The organism is Pseudomonas fluorescens, assembly GCF_001648775.1.
In the GTDB taxonomy this organism is placed as follows: domain Bacteria; phylum Pseudomonadota; class Gammaproteobacteria; order Pseudomonadales; family Pseudomonadaceae; genus Aquipseudomonas; species Aquipseudomonas fluorescens_M.
Window position 1 is genome coordinate 103,641 of the sequence record NZ_LVEJ01000016.1, and the last position, 14,008, is coordinate 117,648.

At 58.8% G+C, this 14,008-nt stretch carries 13 protein-coding genes; 6 read left to right on the top strand and 7 right to left on the bottom strand.

Annotated elements, in window-relative coordinates; all coding sequences use genetic code 11:
- Positions 1-115: 115 nt before the first annotated feature.
- From glyA to A8O26_RS15140, 4 genes are all read left to right on the top strand, one after another.
- Entirely contained in the window at positions 116-1,369 is a 1,254-nt protein-coding gene (gene glyA / locus A8O26_RS15125; protein WP_007909785.1) for a serine hydroxymethyltransferase, read from the top strand.
- A gap of 279 nt (positions 1,370-1,648) precedes the next feature.
- Complete coding sequence (locus A8O26_RS15130) at positions 1,649-2,962, top strand: C4-dicarboxylate transporter DctA (RefSeq protein WP_064118745.1); 1,314 nt, start codon at positions 1,649-1,651, stop codon at positions 2,960-2,962.
- Positions 2,963-3,045: 83 nt separating this feature from the next.
- The gene (locus A8O26_RS15135) at positions 3,046-3,750 is read left to right on the top strand and encodes a FadR/GntR family transcriptional regulator (protein ID WP_064118746.1); all 705 of its coding nucleotides are present in this window, start codon (positions 3,046-3,048) and stop codon (positions 3,748-3,750) included.
- Between the two features lie 19 nt (positions 3,751-3,769).
- Positions 3,770-4,480 carry a GntR family transcriptional regulator gene (locus tag A8O26_RS15140; RefSeq protein WP_064118747.1) on the top strand — a complete coding sequence of 237 codons (711 nt, stop codon included), beginning with the start codon at positions 3,770-3,772 and terminating at the stop codon, positions 4,478-4,480.
- Positions 4,481-4,596: 116 nt separating this feature from the next.
- Here the strand turns inward: A8O26_RS15140 and yjiA are convergent, their stop codons facing one another.
- From yjiA to A8O26_RS15155, 3 genes are all read right to left on the bottom strand, one after another.
- Positions 4,597-5,568 carry a GTPase gene (gene yjiA / locus A8O26_RS15145; protein ID WP_064118748.1) on the bottom strand — a complete coding sequence of 324 codons (972 nt, stop codon included), beginning with the start codon at positions 5,566-5,568 and terminating at the stop codon, positions 4,597-4,599.
- Between the two features lie 164 nt (positions 5,569-5,732).
- Positions 5,733-5,930, bottom strand: a complete 198-nt coding sequence (locus A8O26_RS15150) for a YbdD/YjiX family protein (RefSeq protein ID WP_003228401.1) — start codon at positions 5,928-5,930, stop codon at positions 5,733-5,735.
- A 15-nt stretch (positions 5,931-5,945) separates the two neighbouring features.
- A complete protein-coding gene (locus A8O26_RS15155; protein WP_064118749.1) occupies positions 5,946-8,012 on the bottom strand; it encodes a carbon starvation CstA family protein in 2,067 nt (688 codons plus the stop codon).
- 160 nt (positions 8,013-8,172) lie between these two features.
- On the opposite strand from A8O26_RS15155, the gene A8O26_RS15160 reads away from it, so the two are divergent.
- Positions 8,173-8,541, top strand: a complete 369-nt coding sequence (locus A8O26_RS15160) for a PilZ domain-containing protein (protein ID WP_064118750.1) — start codon at positions 8,173-8,175, stop codon at positions 8,539-8,541.
- A 118-nt stretch (positions 8,542-8,659) separates the two neighbouring features.
- Here A8O26_RS15160 and radA read toward each other — a convergent pair whose 3' ends face one another.
- From radA to katB, 3 genes are read right to left on the bottom strand one after another with little or no spacing between them, the layout of a single operon-like run.
- Positions 8,660-10,027 (bottom strand): DNA repair protein RadA, encoded by a 1,368-nt coding sequence (gene radA, locus A8O26_RS15165; protein ID WP_064118751.1) that lies wholly within the window; start codon positions 10,025-10,027, stop codon positions 8,660-8,662.
- A gap of 46 nt (positions 10,028-10,073) precedes the next feature.
- Positions 10,074-10,619 carry an ankyrin repeat domain-containing protein gene (locus tag A8O26_RS15170; protein WP_064118752.1) on the bottom strand — a complete coding sequence of 182 codons (546 nt, stop codon included), beginning with the start codon at positions 10,617-10,619 and terminating at the stop codon, positions 10,074-10,076.
- A 57-nt stretch (positions 10,620-10,676) separates the two neighbouring features.
- Positions 10,677-12,218, bottom strand: coding sequence for a catalase KatB (gene katB, locus A8O26_RS15175; RefSeq protein ID WP_064118753.1), 1,542 nt, complete (start codon positions 12,216-12,218; stop codon positions 10,677-10,679).
- Between the two features lie 286 nt (positions 12,219-12,504).
- On the opposite strand from katB, the gene mscL reads away from it, so the two are divergent.
- Positions 12,505-12,918 (top strand): large-conductance mechanosensitive channel protein MscL, encoded by a 414-nt coding sequence (gene mscL, locus A8O26_RS15180; RefSeq protein ID WP_064118754.1) that lies wholly within the window; start codon positions 12,505-12,507, stop codon positions 12,916-12,918.
- Between the two features lie 44 nt (positions 12,919-12,962).
- On the opposite strand, the gene A8O26_RS15185 is transcribed toward mscL, so the two are convergent.
- Positions 12,963-13,739: a ferredoxin--NADP reductase gene (locus tag A8O26_RS15185; protein ID WP_064118755.1), complete on the bottom strand. Its 777-nt coding sequence runs from the start codon at positions 13,737-13,739 to the stop codon at positions 12,963-12,965.
- Positions 13,740-14,008: the final 269 nt, after the last annotated feature.

Below are 14,008 nucleotides of genomic sequence, written 5' to 3' on the forward strand. Positions count from 1 at the left end.
CCGCACATCTGTCATGAACGCCACTTGTCTGCGACATGATGTCGTTTCATATGCCATCCAAAACCCATTGGGTTAGAATGCCCCCCTTTTCTGCCCCCGATCCTTGAGGACCGCCATGTTCAGCCGTGATTTGACTATTGCCAAGTACGACGCCGACCTTTTTGCCGCCATGGAGCAAGAAGCTCAGCGCCAGGAAGAACACATTGAGCTGATCGCTTCGGAAAACTACACCAGCCCAGCGGTGATGGAAGCTCAAGGCTCGGTCCTGACCAACAAGTACGCTGAAGGTTACCCAGGCAAGCGTTACTACGGTGGTTGCGAGTACGTCGACATCGTTGAGCAACTGGCCATCGACCGCGCCAAAGAGCTGTTCGGCGCCGATTACGCCAACGTTCAGCCACACGCCGGTTCGCAAGCCAACGCTGCGGTTTATCTGGCCCTGCTGCAAGGTGGCGACACCATTCTGGGCATGAGCCTGGCTCACGGCGGTCACCTGACCCACGGCGCCAGCGTTTCCTCCTCGGGCAAGCTGTACAACGCCGTTCAATACGGTATCGATGCCAACGGCCTGATCGACTACGACGAAGTCGAGCGTCTGGCCGTTGAGCACAAGCCAAAAATGATCGTGGCCGGTTTCTCTGCCTACTCGCAGATTCTGGATTTCCCACGCTTCCGCGCCATCGCTGACAAAGTCGGCGCCTACCTGTTCGTCGACATGGCTCACGTGGCCGGTCTGGTTGCCGCTGGCGTTTACCCGAACCCGGTGCCTTTCGCTGACGTCGTGACCACCACCACGCACAAGACCCTGCGCGGTCCACGTGGCGGCCTGATCCTGGCGCGCGCCAACGCCGACATCGAGAAGAAGCTGAACTCCGCGGTATTCCCGGGCGCCCAGGGTGGCCCGCTGGAGCACGTGATCGCCGCTAAAGCGATCTGCTTCAAGGAAGCGCTGCAGCCTGAGTTCAAGGCCTACCAGGAACAAGTGGTGCTGAACGCCCAGGCCATGGCCGAAGTGTTCATCGAGCGCGGTTTCGACGTGGTTTCCGGTGGTACCAAGAACCACCTGTTCCTGCTGTCGCTGATCAAGCAGGACATCTCCGGTAAAGACGCTGACGCCGCTCTGGGCAAAGCGTTCATCACCGTGAACAAGAACTCCGTGCCAAACGATCCACGCTCGCCGTTCGTCACTTCCGGCCTGCGCTTCGGTACCCCGGCTGTGACCACTCGCGGCTTCAAGCAAGCCGAGTGCAAAGAGCTGGCCGGCTGGATCTGCGACATCCTGGCTGACCTGAACAACGAAGCGGTGATCGACGCCGTTCGTGAGAAAGTCAAAGCCATCTGCAAGAAACTGCCGGTATACGGCGCTTAATTGCGACGTTAAATCTGCAGCATGAAAAACCGGCCAAGTGATTGGCCGGTTTTTTTTCGCCCGGATTTTTTTCAAACGCCTGAACCGCTCAAGAATGGGACTTGTCGCACAACTGGTCAGACCGGTCATGCCAATTCGTCATTTTTCACTTGCGATCATGGAAAACCAGCGCCTAGACTGCGCCTGCACTGGACATACCGGTAAGACCACAATAATTAAGTTCTGAATCTGATGCGCTTCAAGCGCACGGCAGCCAGGACACCGACCAGGATTCCTCCCATGCTCAGATGGTGCTCGCGTTCAATCTTCCTCCAAGTGGTTCTCGGACTGATGCTCGGCATCGTCTGCGGGCTGACCCTTCCTGAATACTCGGCCCAGCTCAAACCGCTCGGCGACGGCTTCATCAAACTGATCAAGATGCTCATCGGCCTGATCGTGTTCTGCGTGGTGGTCAGCGGTATCAGCGGCGCCGGCGATCTGAAGAAGGTCGGGCGCATCGGCCTCAAGTCGGTGATCTACTTCGAAGTACTGACCACCATCGCCCTGGTGATCGGCCTGGTCTTCGCCTTCAGTACCGGCATCGGCAGCGGCGCGAATATCCATCTGGAGCAACTCTCCGCCGCAGACATGGGCGACATCGCCGAGCGCGGTCAGCACATGCACACCACCACGCAGTTCCTGATGGACCTGATTCCGACTTCAGTGATCGGCGCCTTCGCCGACAACAACATCTTGCAGGTGCTGCTGTTCTCGGTGCTGTTCGGCAGTGCGTTGAATCTGGTCGGCGAAGCGGCTTCCGGGATTTCGCGGCTGATCAACGAACTGAGCCACGTAATCTTCCGGATCATGGGCATGATCGTGCGTCTGGCGCCGATCGGCGTGTTCGGCGCCATCGCCTTCACCACCAGCAAATATGGCCTCGATTCGCTGCAACACCTGGGCAGTCTGGTCGGTTTGTTCTACCTGACCTGCATCGCATTTGTCAGCGTGATTCTCGGCTTGGTGATGCGTGCCTCCGGCCTGCGTATGTGGCCACTGCTCAAGTACCTGCGTGAAGAGCTGCTGATCGTCATGGGCACGGCGTCGTCCGACGCGGTGCTGCCGCAGATCATGCGCAAACTCGAACACCTGGGCATCGGCAGCTCGACCGTGGGCCTGGTGATTCCGACCGGGTACTCGTTCAACCTCGACGGTTTTTCGATCTACCTGACCCTGGCCATCGTGTTCATCGCCAATGCCACCGGCACACCACTGGCCATGACCGATCTGCTGACGATTCTGCTGGTATCGCTGATCACCTCCAAAGGCGCCCACGGTATTCCCGGTTCGGCGCTGGTGATTCTGGCGGCAACGCTGACAGCGATTCCGGCAATCCCGGTGGTCGGTCTGGTGCTGGTGTTGGCGGTGGATTGGTTCATGGGCATCGGCCGGGCACTCACCAATCTCATCGGCAACTGCGTCGCCACGGTTGCGATCGCCCGTTGGGAAAAAGACATCGACGTACAACGCGCCAACAAAGTACTCAGCGGTCAGCAGGGCTACACCTTTCAACCGCGTAAAGCAGCAACTCCGGCGCACCAGCAGGAGTTCTGATTTCAACCCTGTCGGCGCTGCCGCAAGCGGAAATCTTTTGATCCCGGTTTGCGGCGCGCCGTCAGGCACATGGAGCAAGACAAGTGATTACCACATCAACCGTCGTCAACTCAGTCGTAGAAAAACTCCGCGCCGCATTGGCCCGTGGCCAGTGGCGCTCCGGCGACATGCTGCCCGGCCAGCGCGAACTGGCGGAACAGCTGGGCATCAGTCGGCCAAGCCTGCGTGAAGCGGTGATCGTCCTGGAAACCCTCGGCCTGGTGCGTTCGATGCCGGGCAAAGGCGTGGTCGTGCTCGACGCTCAGCTCAGCGACAGCCCGAGCCACGACAGCGCGGTGGCCGGCGCCAGCCTCGAAGATGTATTGCAACTGCGCTACACCCTTGAGCCGTTCATCGTCGGTCTGGTGGCGCAGTCGATCAGCAGCAAGGAAGTCGGCCAGTTACGCCTGACGCTGATGGACATGCGCGAAGCCCTTGAGGCCGGCGACAGTGAAGCCGGGGTCAACGCCTACATCGCCTTTCATGAAGAGCTGTTCACGCTGACGTCCAATCCGATTTTCCAGAGCGTGGTGCAACAAACCAGCAACGCGCTCAAACAAAGCGCCGAGGTGCTGCGCAATTCCCCGGAACACTTGGCCGAACGCCTCGAAGAGAACGAAGCCGTGGTGCGCGCCATTCGCAGCAAGAACAGCGCCCAGGCCAGCGCCGAAATGCGCCGGCACATTCTGCGTGAAGGTCAGCGCATGGGCATCGAACTGAATATTCCGGAAGACAACTTGAGTCGCTGATCCCAATTGGAGACAGGCCATGAACAGTTTCGCTTCACCCTCCCATGCCCAGCCGACTGCGGCGCCCCTGCCCTTCTCCCGCGTCGGGGTGCCGGCGGACGATCTGTATCCGCGACTGTTCGATGCGATTCTGGAACAGCGCATCGACTCGACCAGCCGCTTCACCGAAGACAGTTTGAAAGAGATGTTCTGCGTCAGCCGCGCCGATGTGCGTCGGGTGCTGACGCAGTTGTCGCTTGAGCAAGTCATTGTGCTGCGGGCCAACCATCGCCCGCGTGTGGCAGCACCTGATCGGGAGCAGACCCGACAGGCTCTACATGCGCGGCGGCTGGCCGAAAACACGTTGGTGCGTCTGGCGTGCCAGCGTCCGCAAGCTGACGGTTTCAAGCGCTTGCGCGGGTTGACCGAGCGCGAGCGTCAGGCCGTTGAGCAGGGTCGGCGTGGTGCGGCGATTCGTTTGTCCGGGGAGTTTCATTTGCACTTGGCGCAGATGGCGGGGAATGCACCGTTGGCGAATTTTTTGGGTAGTCTGGTGCCGTTGACGTCATTGGCGATTGCGCGAAGTGAGGGTTCTACGCACAGCTGTTGCGCGTGGCGGGAGCATTTGGCGCTGGTTGAAGCAGTGGAACATCGGGATGTTTCCAAAGCAGCCATGCTGATGAATCAACATCTGGATCATCTTGAGCAGACCCTGTTGGGTTCAGACCTTGAGCATTGTGCTGTCGGTTAGACCGCCTTCGCGAGCAGGCTCGCTCCCACAGTGAACTGCATTCCTCCCGACAGAATGCGAATTACTGTGGGAGCGAGCCTGCTCGCGAAGAGGCCATCACTGACAACCAGGATCCATCAGGCAGAAGCGACTTTGGCAAACCCCGCCCGAATCTTCTCTTCCGGCAAATCATCAGCAATAAACACAATCACACTTTCCCGCGCCTCACCCTCGGCCCATTCGGTGTCCCAGTCGAAACCATAGAGTTTCAACACTCCCTGAAACACCAGGCGCCGATCCTCACCGGCAATGTTCAGCACGCCCTTGTAACGCAGCAATTGCTTGCCGTGTTCTTCCAGCAGTTCATTCATGAACTCACTGAGCTGATCGATATCCAGCGGCTGATCGGTGCGCAGCACCAGACTGGAAATGCGATCGATCGACGGCGCCTTGCTCACCGGGCGCAGGCTCAAGCCGCCGCCAAGATCGGCGTTGAGGTTGAAGCCGCGCACATCCAGCAATTCAGCCAGATCAATATTGCCGTGCTCAACCACACGCACGGGCGCACGCCGATTGATCCGCGTCAGGCGTTCGCTCAACGCGTTGAACGTGGCCTCGTCGACCAGATCGGTCTTGCTCACCAGCAGGCGATCGGCAAAACCGATCTGGGCTTGAGCGATGGTCTGGGTCAGGTGCACGTCCGCGTGCGCCGCATCGACCAGGGTGATGATGCCGTCGAGCAGGTAACGTTCGCGCAGTTCTTCATCGATGAAAAAAGTCTGCGCTACGGGTGCAGGATCGGCCAGACCGGTGCATTCGATCACCAAGCGATCAAAGGCGATTTCGCCGCTGTCCAGACGTTCGAGCAGCAGATACAGCGCTTTGGTCAGGTCAGTGTGAATGGTGCAGCAGACGCAGCCGTTGGCCAAGGTCATGACTTGCACCGGCTCATCACCCAGCAACTGAGTGTCGATGCCGGCATCGCTGAATTCGTTTTCGATCACGGCGATTTTCAGGCCGTGCTCGGCTTTGAGGATATGGCGCAGCAAAGTGGTCTTGCCGGCGCCGAGGAAACCGCTGAGTACCGTTACCGGGATGGGAGAGGACAAAACTCGATCTCCTTCACAAAATGAATGAACAACACAAAAACAACTGTGGGAGCGAGCCTGCTCGCGAAAGCGGTGTGTCAGTCAAATCAATCATCAACTGACACTCCGTATTCGCGAGCAGGCTCGCTCCCACAGGGGGATTACCTCAACCGCAGGCTGTCAGCTCAACAGCACTTCGGCCCACCCTTGCCACCGTAACGGGCTTCCTGACGTTCGCGGAAGAACATCTCGTAGCTCATCACCGGTTTGTCCGGGTGCTTGGTTTGCATATGCTCGACGTAGGTGTCGTAGTCGGGCATGCCGACCATCAGGCGCGCGGCCTGACCGAGGTATTTACCGAGGCGACTCAGGTCATTGAACATGGTGCAATCCTCTGGTTACGCGTCCGGCAGGGCCTGGAATGGCGATTCTTTATCCGTACGCTCTTTTTTGCCCCAGGCGGCGATGCCGACTTTGAGCGCATAGAACAGGATGCTGAAGACCACGAACAGGAACAGCGCGGTAAGCGTTGCGTTGGTGTAGGCGTTGAAGATCACGTGCTGCATCTGATCGATGCTTTTGGCCGGGGCCAGAATCTGACCGTTGGCCAGCGCATCGCTGTACTTCTTGGCCAGCGACAGGAAGCCGATCGCCGGGTTGGCATCGAACAGCTTGATGAAGCCTGCGGTCGTGGTGCAAATCAGCAGCCAGGCGGCTGGCAGCAGGGTGACCCAAATGTAGCGCTGTCGCTTCATTTTGATCAGAACCACGGTGCCGAGCATCAGCGCGATACCGGCCAGCATCTGGTTGGAGATACCGAACAATGGCCACAGGGTGTTGATGCCGCCCAGTGGATCGATCACGCCTTGGTACAGCAACCAGCCCCACATCGCCACACAACCGGCGGTGGCGATCAGGTTGGCAGTCCACGATTCGGTGCGCCGCAGTGCCGGAACGAAGGAGCCGAGCAGATCCTGCAGCATGAACCGTCCGGCACGGGTACCGGCGTCGACGGCGGTCAGGATGAACAGCGCTTCGAACAGGATCGCGAAGTGGTACCAGAACGCCATGGTGTTTTCACCCGGCAGAACACTGTGCAGGATCTGCGCGATACCGACCGCCAGGGTCGGCGCACCACCGGCACGGGCCAGGATGGTGGTTTCGCCAATGTCATGCGCCACGGCTTGCAGCGCTTCCGGCGTGATCGCAAAGCCCCAGCTGGAGACCACTTGCGCAACCGAAGCGACATCACTGCCGACCACAGCGGCCGGGCTGTTCATGGCGAAGTACACGCCAGGCTCGATCACCGAAGCGGCGACCATGGCCATGATGGCGACGAACGACTCCATCAACATGCCGCCGTAACCGATGTAACGGGCGTTGGTTTCGTTATCCAGCAGCTTCGGCGTGGTGCCCGAAGAAATCAGCGCATGGAAACCGGAAACCGCACCGCAGGCGATGGTGATGAACAGGAACGGGAACAGACCGCCCTTCCACACAGGGCCAGTGCCGTCGACGAACTGGGTCAGCGCCGGCATTTTCAGCTCGGGCATGGTCACCAGAATGCCGATCGCCAGGGCGATGATGGTGCCGATCTTGAGGAACGTGGAGAGGTAGTCGCGCGGCGCCAGAATCAGCCAGACCGGCAGCGATGCCGCGACGAATCCGTAACCGACCAGCATCCAGGTAATCTGCACGCCAGTGAAGGTGAACGCCTTGGCCCACACCGGATCAGCAGCAATCTGCCCACCGAGCCAGATCGAACCGAGCAGCAGCAACACGCCGACCACGGAGATTTCGCCGATGCGGCCCGGGCGGATATAGCGCATGTAAATGCCCATGAACATCGCGATAGGGATGGTCGCCATCACGGTGAAGATGCCCCACGGGCTCTCGGCCAGCGCTTTAACCACGATCAGCGCCAGCACCGCGAGGATGATGATCATGATCAGGAAGCAGCCGAACAGTGCGATGGTGCCGGGAATACGGCCCATTTCTTCACGCACCATGTCGCCCAGGGAACGGCCGTTGCGACGGGTCGACATGAACAGGACCATGAAGTCCTGCACCGCGCCCGCCAGCACCACCCCGGCTATCAGCCACAGCGTGCCGGGCAAGTAGCCCATCTGCGCTGCCAATACCGGGCCGACCAGAGGTCCGGCGCCAGCGATCGCTGCGAAGTGGTGACCGAAAAGAATGTGTTTGTTGGTCGGCACATAGTCCAGACCGTCGTTGTTGAGCACGGCGGGGGTGGCCCTACGCGGGTCGAGTTGCATCACATTGTTAGCGATGAACAGACTGTAGTAACGGTACGCAACCAGATAAATGGCCACGGCAGCGACCACGATCCACAAGGCGTTGATCGCCTCGCCGCGGCGCAATGCCACTACGCCCAGGGCGCACGCTCCTACGATTGCCAGCACTAGCCAGGGTAAGTGGCGTAGCAGGCTATTATTATTTTTCATTTTATTATTCCAGCCAGGGTGGACAAGAAAGACAGCCACCCCGAGTTTAGCGCTACTGGCGGTAAAGGCCATACCCCGACATTGGTCTATCTGGCCCGTCTGCGCTGGCACGCTGGAACCCTGCGGGTCTATAGTCAGCGAACCTTCGGAGGATTGCGCCATGAGCGAGCACCCAGCCAACCGTCGTCGCTTCAAACGTATTGCGTTCGATGCCAGAACCGAGCTGAGTCAGGGCCAATTCATATGGCCGGTGAAGTTGATTGATCTGTCGCTCAAAGGGCTGCTGATCGAACGGCCTGAGCCGTGGCTTGGAGATAATGAACAGGATTTTTTCGTCGACATTCATCTGAGCGATGACGTGGATATTCAGATGGATGTGCACCTTGCCCATGAGGATCACGGGCAACTGGGGTTTGTCTGCCGGCATATCAGCCTGGAGTCGATCCAGCGCCTGCGGCGGTTGATCGAGCTGAATCTGGCTGACGAAGCCGAACTGGAGCGCGAACTGGGGGCCCTGATCGAAATCTAGCCATCAATACAAATCCCCTGTGGGAGCGAGCCTGCTCGCGAAGACGGCGTGTCATTGAGCAATGATGCCGACTGACACGGCCCCTTCGCGAGCAGGCTCGCTCCCACAGGTTAGTAGTTCACTCAAACAATGCGTCGAGGGCCTGTTCGAGGCGGGTCACGGCGATGATCTGCAAGCCCGGCGGCGATTCCTTCGGCGCATTGCCCTTCGGCACGATCGCCCGTTTGAAGCCATGCTTGGCCGCTTCCTTCAACCGTTCCTGACCGCTCGGCACCGGCCGCACTTCGCCAGACAGGCCCACTTCACCGAATACCAGCAAGTCATGCGGCAACGGCCGATTGCGCAGGCTCGACATCACCGCCGCCATCAGCGCCAGATCGGACGCGGTTTCCAACACCTTCACCCCGCCGACCACGTTGAGGAACACATCCTGATCGTGCGTCGGAATCCCGCCATGGCGATGCAAGACCGCGAGCAACATCGCCAGACGGTTCTGATCCAGGCCCAGCGTCACCCGACGCGGATTGGCCAGATGACTGTCGTCGACCAGCGCCTGCACTTCCACCAGCATCGGGCGCGTGCCTTCCCAGGTCGCCATCACCACACTGCCCGGGACTTCTTCTTGCGCGCGGGTGAGGAAAATCGCCGAAGGGTTGGAAACTTCTTTCAAGCCCTTGTCGGTCATGCCGAACACGCCCAACTCGTTGACCGCACCGAAACGGTTCTTCACCGCGCGCAGCAAACGCAGACGACCATCGGATTCCCCCTCGAAATACAGCACGGTGTCGACCATGTGCTCCAGCACGCGCGGACCGGCCAGCGCGCCTTCCTTGGTCACATGGCCAACGAGGAAAATCGCCGTGCCGCTTTGCTTGGCGTAACGCACCAGCAGCGCCGCACTCTCGCGCACTTGCGACACGCCGCCGGGCGCCGATTGCAGTTGTTCGGTGAAGATCGTCTGAATCGAGTCAATCACCATCACCTTGGGCTTTTCCTGACGGGCGGTGGCGATGATGGTTTCGATGCAGGTTTCGGTCATCACCCGCAGTTGATCCTGCGGCAAGCCGAGGCGGCGCGCGCGCATCGCCACTTGCTGCTGGGATTCTTCGCCGGTGACATAGAGGGCCGGCATGCTCTTGGCGAGATTGCACAGGGTCTGCAACAGAATCGTCGACTTACCGATCCCCGGATCACCGCCGATCAGCACCACCGAACCATCGACCAGACCGCCGCCGAGCACCCGGTCCAGTTCACCGGATGCCGTCGAGAAGCGCGGGATCTCTTCAATGCTGACTTCGGCCAGTGTCTTGATCTGCGCCTGCTGCCCGGACCAACCAGTGCGGCCGGCGGGTGCCGCGGCACCACCGCTTTCGATCATGGTTTCGGTCAGGGTGTTCCAGGCACCACATTCACCGCACTGCCCGGCCCACTTGGGAAACGTTGCGCCGCATTCGGTGCAGCCGTACATGCGCTTGGCCTTGGCCATCTGAACCCCCGGGGCAAAACCGCGATGATAACGCAGACCTCGCGGCTCAGCGCGGCGCGGCTGTGCGGATCTCGCCACTGGCCAGACGCGCGGCGCTATTGCCCAGCGGATCTTCGGCATTCAAGTCGGCGCCTTTGGCTTTCAGCGCCGCGAGCAATTCTTCGCGTTTGAACAACCCGGCGTACATGGCGGCGGTCTGTCCGGCGCCGTTGCGTTGGTCGGGGCTGCAATCGGTGGCCATCAAGCGCCGGGCAATCTGCAACTCGCCTTTGAAAATCGCCCCCATCAACGCCGTATTGCCGCGTTGATCCTGGGCACAGGCATCGGCGCCCGCAGCAAGCAAACGCTCCACCGCCGGCGCCTGACCGTGATACGCCGCCAGAATCAGCGCGGTGTAACCCTGGCGGTCGCGGGTATCGAGTGAATAACCGGACTCGATGAAGGTCTCGAGCATCGGCACATCGCCGCGCCGGGCAGCGTCGAAATAGTAGTCCTGCAGATGTGCCTGAATCGCCTCAGGGTTTTGCTCGACCGGTGCCGCCCATGCCGCGAACGACAGGCACCCGGCTATCAGTAAAAGACAGATTCGCATCAGTCGTCTCCTTGAACGGAACGGGGCCCGACTCAGGCCCCGCGTGCTACATCGCGATCAGTCGACCAGTTTGGCCGCCAGCGCCTTGACTCGGTTCAGGTCGCCCCTGGCCACGTCTGTCACACCGCTGCCGTACTCCGGATCGGCCTTATAAAGGAAGGACAGGATGATGTGCTTGCTCTCGTCATCGGTGCTAGCCAGCGAGCCACCGAAGTTTTCAATCAGATCGCGGCGTTCTTTTTTGCTCAGCGAACGATACAGATCGCCAGCCTGTTTGAAGTTCTGCTCGCGCTGGATCTTCGCCTGTTGAGTGCTGCCCGCCAGCGCCGACTGGCTATAGCGCGCATTGGCTGTTTCTTCGCGCGGCTGCAAACGGCTCGGCTGATAGTTGACGCCGGAGTTACTCGCGCCAAAATTCATCGCACCGTCCTGATTGCCGTTATTCACGGCGACCTTGGGCGCATTGATCGGCAGTTGCAGGGCATTGGCACCCAGGCGATACATCTGCGTGTCGGCATATGAGAACACTCGGCCTTGCAACAAACGGTCTTCCGACGGTTCGATACCCGGGACAACATTGGCCGGAGCCATGGCAACTTGTTCTGTTTCCTGGAAGACATTCGCCGGATTGCGGTTCAACACCATTTGTCCAACTTTTCGTTCAGGAATACCTGGCCAGATCTTGGTAGCGTCCAATGGGTCGAAGTCAAACTTGGACAAATCTTGTGGTTTCAGCACTTGAACGTACAAGTCCCACTTGGGGAAATTACCTTTATTGATGTTGGTCACCAAGTCGTTGGTCATATGACTGTAATCCTGACCCTGAACTTTCGCGACTTCCTTTGGCGTCAGATTCTTTATCCCCTGCAAACTCTTCCAGTGAAACTTGACGTAGCTCACTTCACCCTTGGCATTAATCAACTTATAGGCATGTACGCCATTGCCGTCCATCTCACGATAACTGGCTGGCGTGCCGGAGTTGGAATACAACTCGGTTAATGTGCGGGTGGCTTCTGGTACGTGCGAGAAGAAATCGAAACGCCGCGAATCATCATCAAGGTTAGTGCGCGGGTCAGGTTTGAAGGCGTGAACCATGTCCGGAAACTTGATGGCGTCGCGAATGAAGAAGGTCGGGAAGTTATTGCCGACCAGGTCCCAGTTGCCGTCAGCGGTGTAGAACTTGGTGGCGAAGCCGCGCGGATCACGCAGGGTTTCCGGTGAATGGTTGCCGTGCACCACCGCGGAAAATCGCACGAACACCGGTGTGCTCTGGCCCGCAGCAAAGACTTTGGCCTTGCTCAGGTCGCTGAGATCGTTGGTGACCGTAAAGGTACCGTGGGCACCCGTGCCGCGGGCATGCACCACGCGCTCGGGAATGCGCTCACGGTCGAAACGCTGCAGCTTCTGGATCAATTGCACATCCTGCAACAGCACCGGGCCGTTGGCTCCGGCGGTCTGCGAATTCTGATTGTCCCCCACCGCTGCGCCGTTATCGCGGGTCAACGGCGCGGCATGCACGGAGAAGGTCAGCAGGCTGGCGGTCAATACGCCAAGGGTGCGGCGATAGGGAAAAGCCCCCAAGCCAGGAGTGGTCGTCATATCAGGTTCCTCTGGTTTTTTTGGGCGCATCCAGGTGCGCCAATCAGAGGCTAGAGGGCAGAACCGGCAAACATAAATAGAAAGTTCGTAACTCGACGATTGAGAAATTTGGCTTCCCGATCAGCGAGTTACAGCGTATTTCGCGCGCGATTAGTGGCACTTTGCAAACTATTCGCCGATTAATGTGTCGATAAAAACGGGCATTGTAAGAAGGTGTTTCGCGCAGGACGCGTTTTGCTGATTTACACTGCGTACACCAAACTCATCTGTAACAAGGAAATAACCTATGGGCGTGCTAAGTGAGTTCAAGGCCTTCGCGGTCAAAGGCAATGTGGTCGACATGGCCGTCGGTATCATCATCGGTGCGGCTTTCGGCAAGATTGTTTCGTCGTTTGTCGGTGACGTCATCATGCCGCCAATCGGCCTGCTGATCGGAGGAGTGGACTTCAGTGATTTAGCCATCACGCTCAAAGCTGCCGATGGCGCTGCGCCTGCGGTGGTGATGGCCTACGGCAAGTTCCTCCAGACCATTCTGGACTTCGTGATCGTCGCTTTCGCGATCTTCATGGGTGTCAAAGCGATCAACCGCCTCAAGCGCGAAGAAGCCGTGGCCCCTACCCTGCCGCCGGTGCCGACCAAGGAAGAAGAGTTGCTTGGCGAGATCCGCGATTTGCTCAAGGCCCAGAACAACCGGCCCTGAACCTGCTGCACAATAAACAACGGCGCCCGCGAGGCGCCGTTTGTTTACCAATAGTTTTCCACCGCCACCTGACCAGGCCGGCGAGTAAGGCTGAGGCTCATGTGGCGTTTTTTCAGCAGCGCGCGGGTGTCATCAATCATCTGCGGATTGCCGCACAGCATCACCCGCGAATGTTCGGCTGACAGCGCCACACCGGCGGCGCGTTCCAGTTCGCCGCTTTCAATCAGCGTGGTGATGCGCCCCTTTAGCGCACCGGGATACGCCTGGCGGGTGAGCGTCGGGATGAACTGCAATTTGTGCGCATATTCGCTCAGGTATTCGCGTTGCGTCAGCTCGGCAATCAATGCCTGATAGGCCAACTCGCGCGCCTCGCGCACGCTGTACACGAGGATGATCCGTTCGAATTTTTCCCAGACCTCGAAGTCCTGCAGGATCGACAAAAATGGCGCCACGCCGGTGCCTGTGGATAACAACCACAGATCCCGACCGTCGACGAAACGATCAAGGGTCAGATAGCCGAAAGCCTGACGATCCACCAGCAATGTATCGCCAACCTTGAGCCGGCTCAGCTCACTGGTGAATTCGCCGCCCGGGACCACGATAGAGAAGAACTCGAGAAACTCGTCGAACGGCGATGACACCATCGAATAGGCGCGCCAGACGATGCTGCCATCAGCCTTGCTGACACCCAGCCTGGCGAATTGCCCCGCGCGAAAACGAAACCCCGCGTCGCGACTGGTACGCAAGGTGAAGAGGCTTGGGGTCAGGGGTTGCACGTCAAGCAGGGTCTGCGTGGTGTACTTCTCTGCGCTGGCGGTCATGGGGTACTCCATTGAACGATTGCCGTCAGTGTCGCGCAAATGGAGCGGGGTAAACACCGATGATTGGTAATGTTATTCGCCAGGCTCCAGCATGAATCTCAACGAAATCATTCGATTAAAAAACTGAATAAAAACTCCGAACCTTAAGATGACGCTTTAAATACCATTAGCTGATTAATGGCTAATAACGCTTTATAAAAATACGCTTGTCTTCAAGAGCGAAAAAATTTAGAGCCTATTGTAGGAATCATCCTACACTGCGGTGCGTA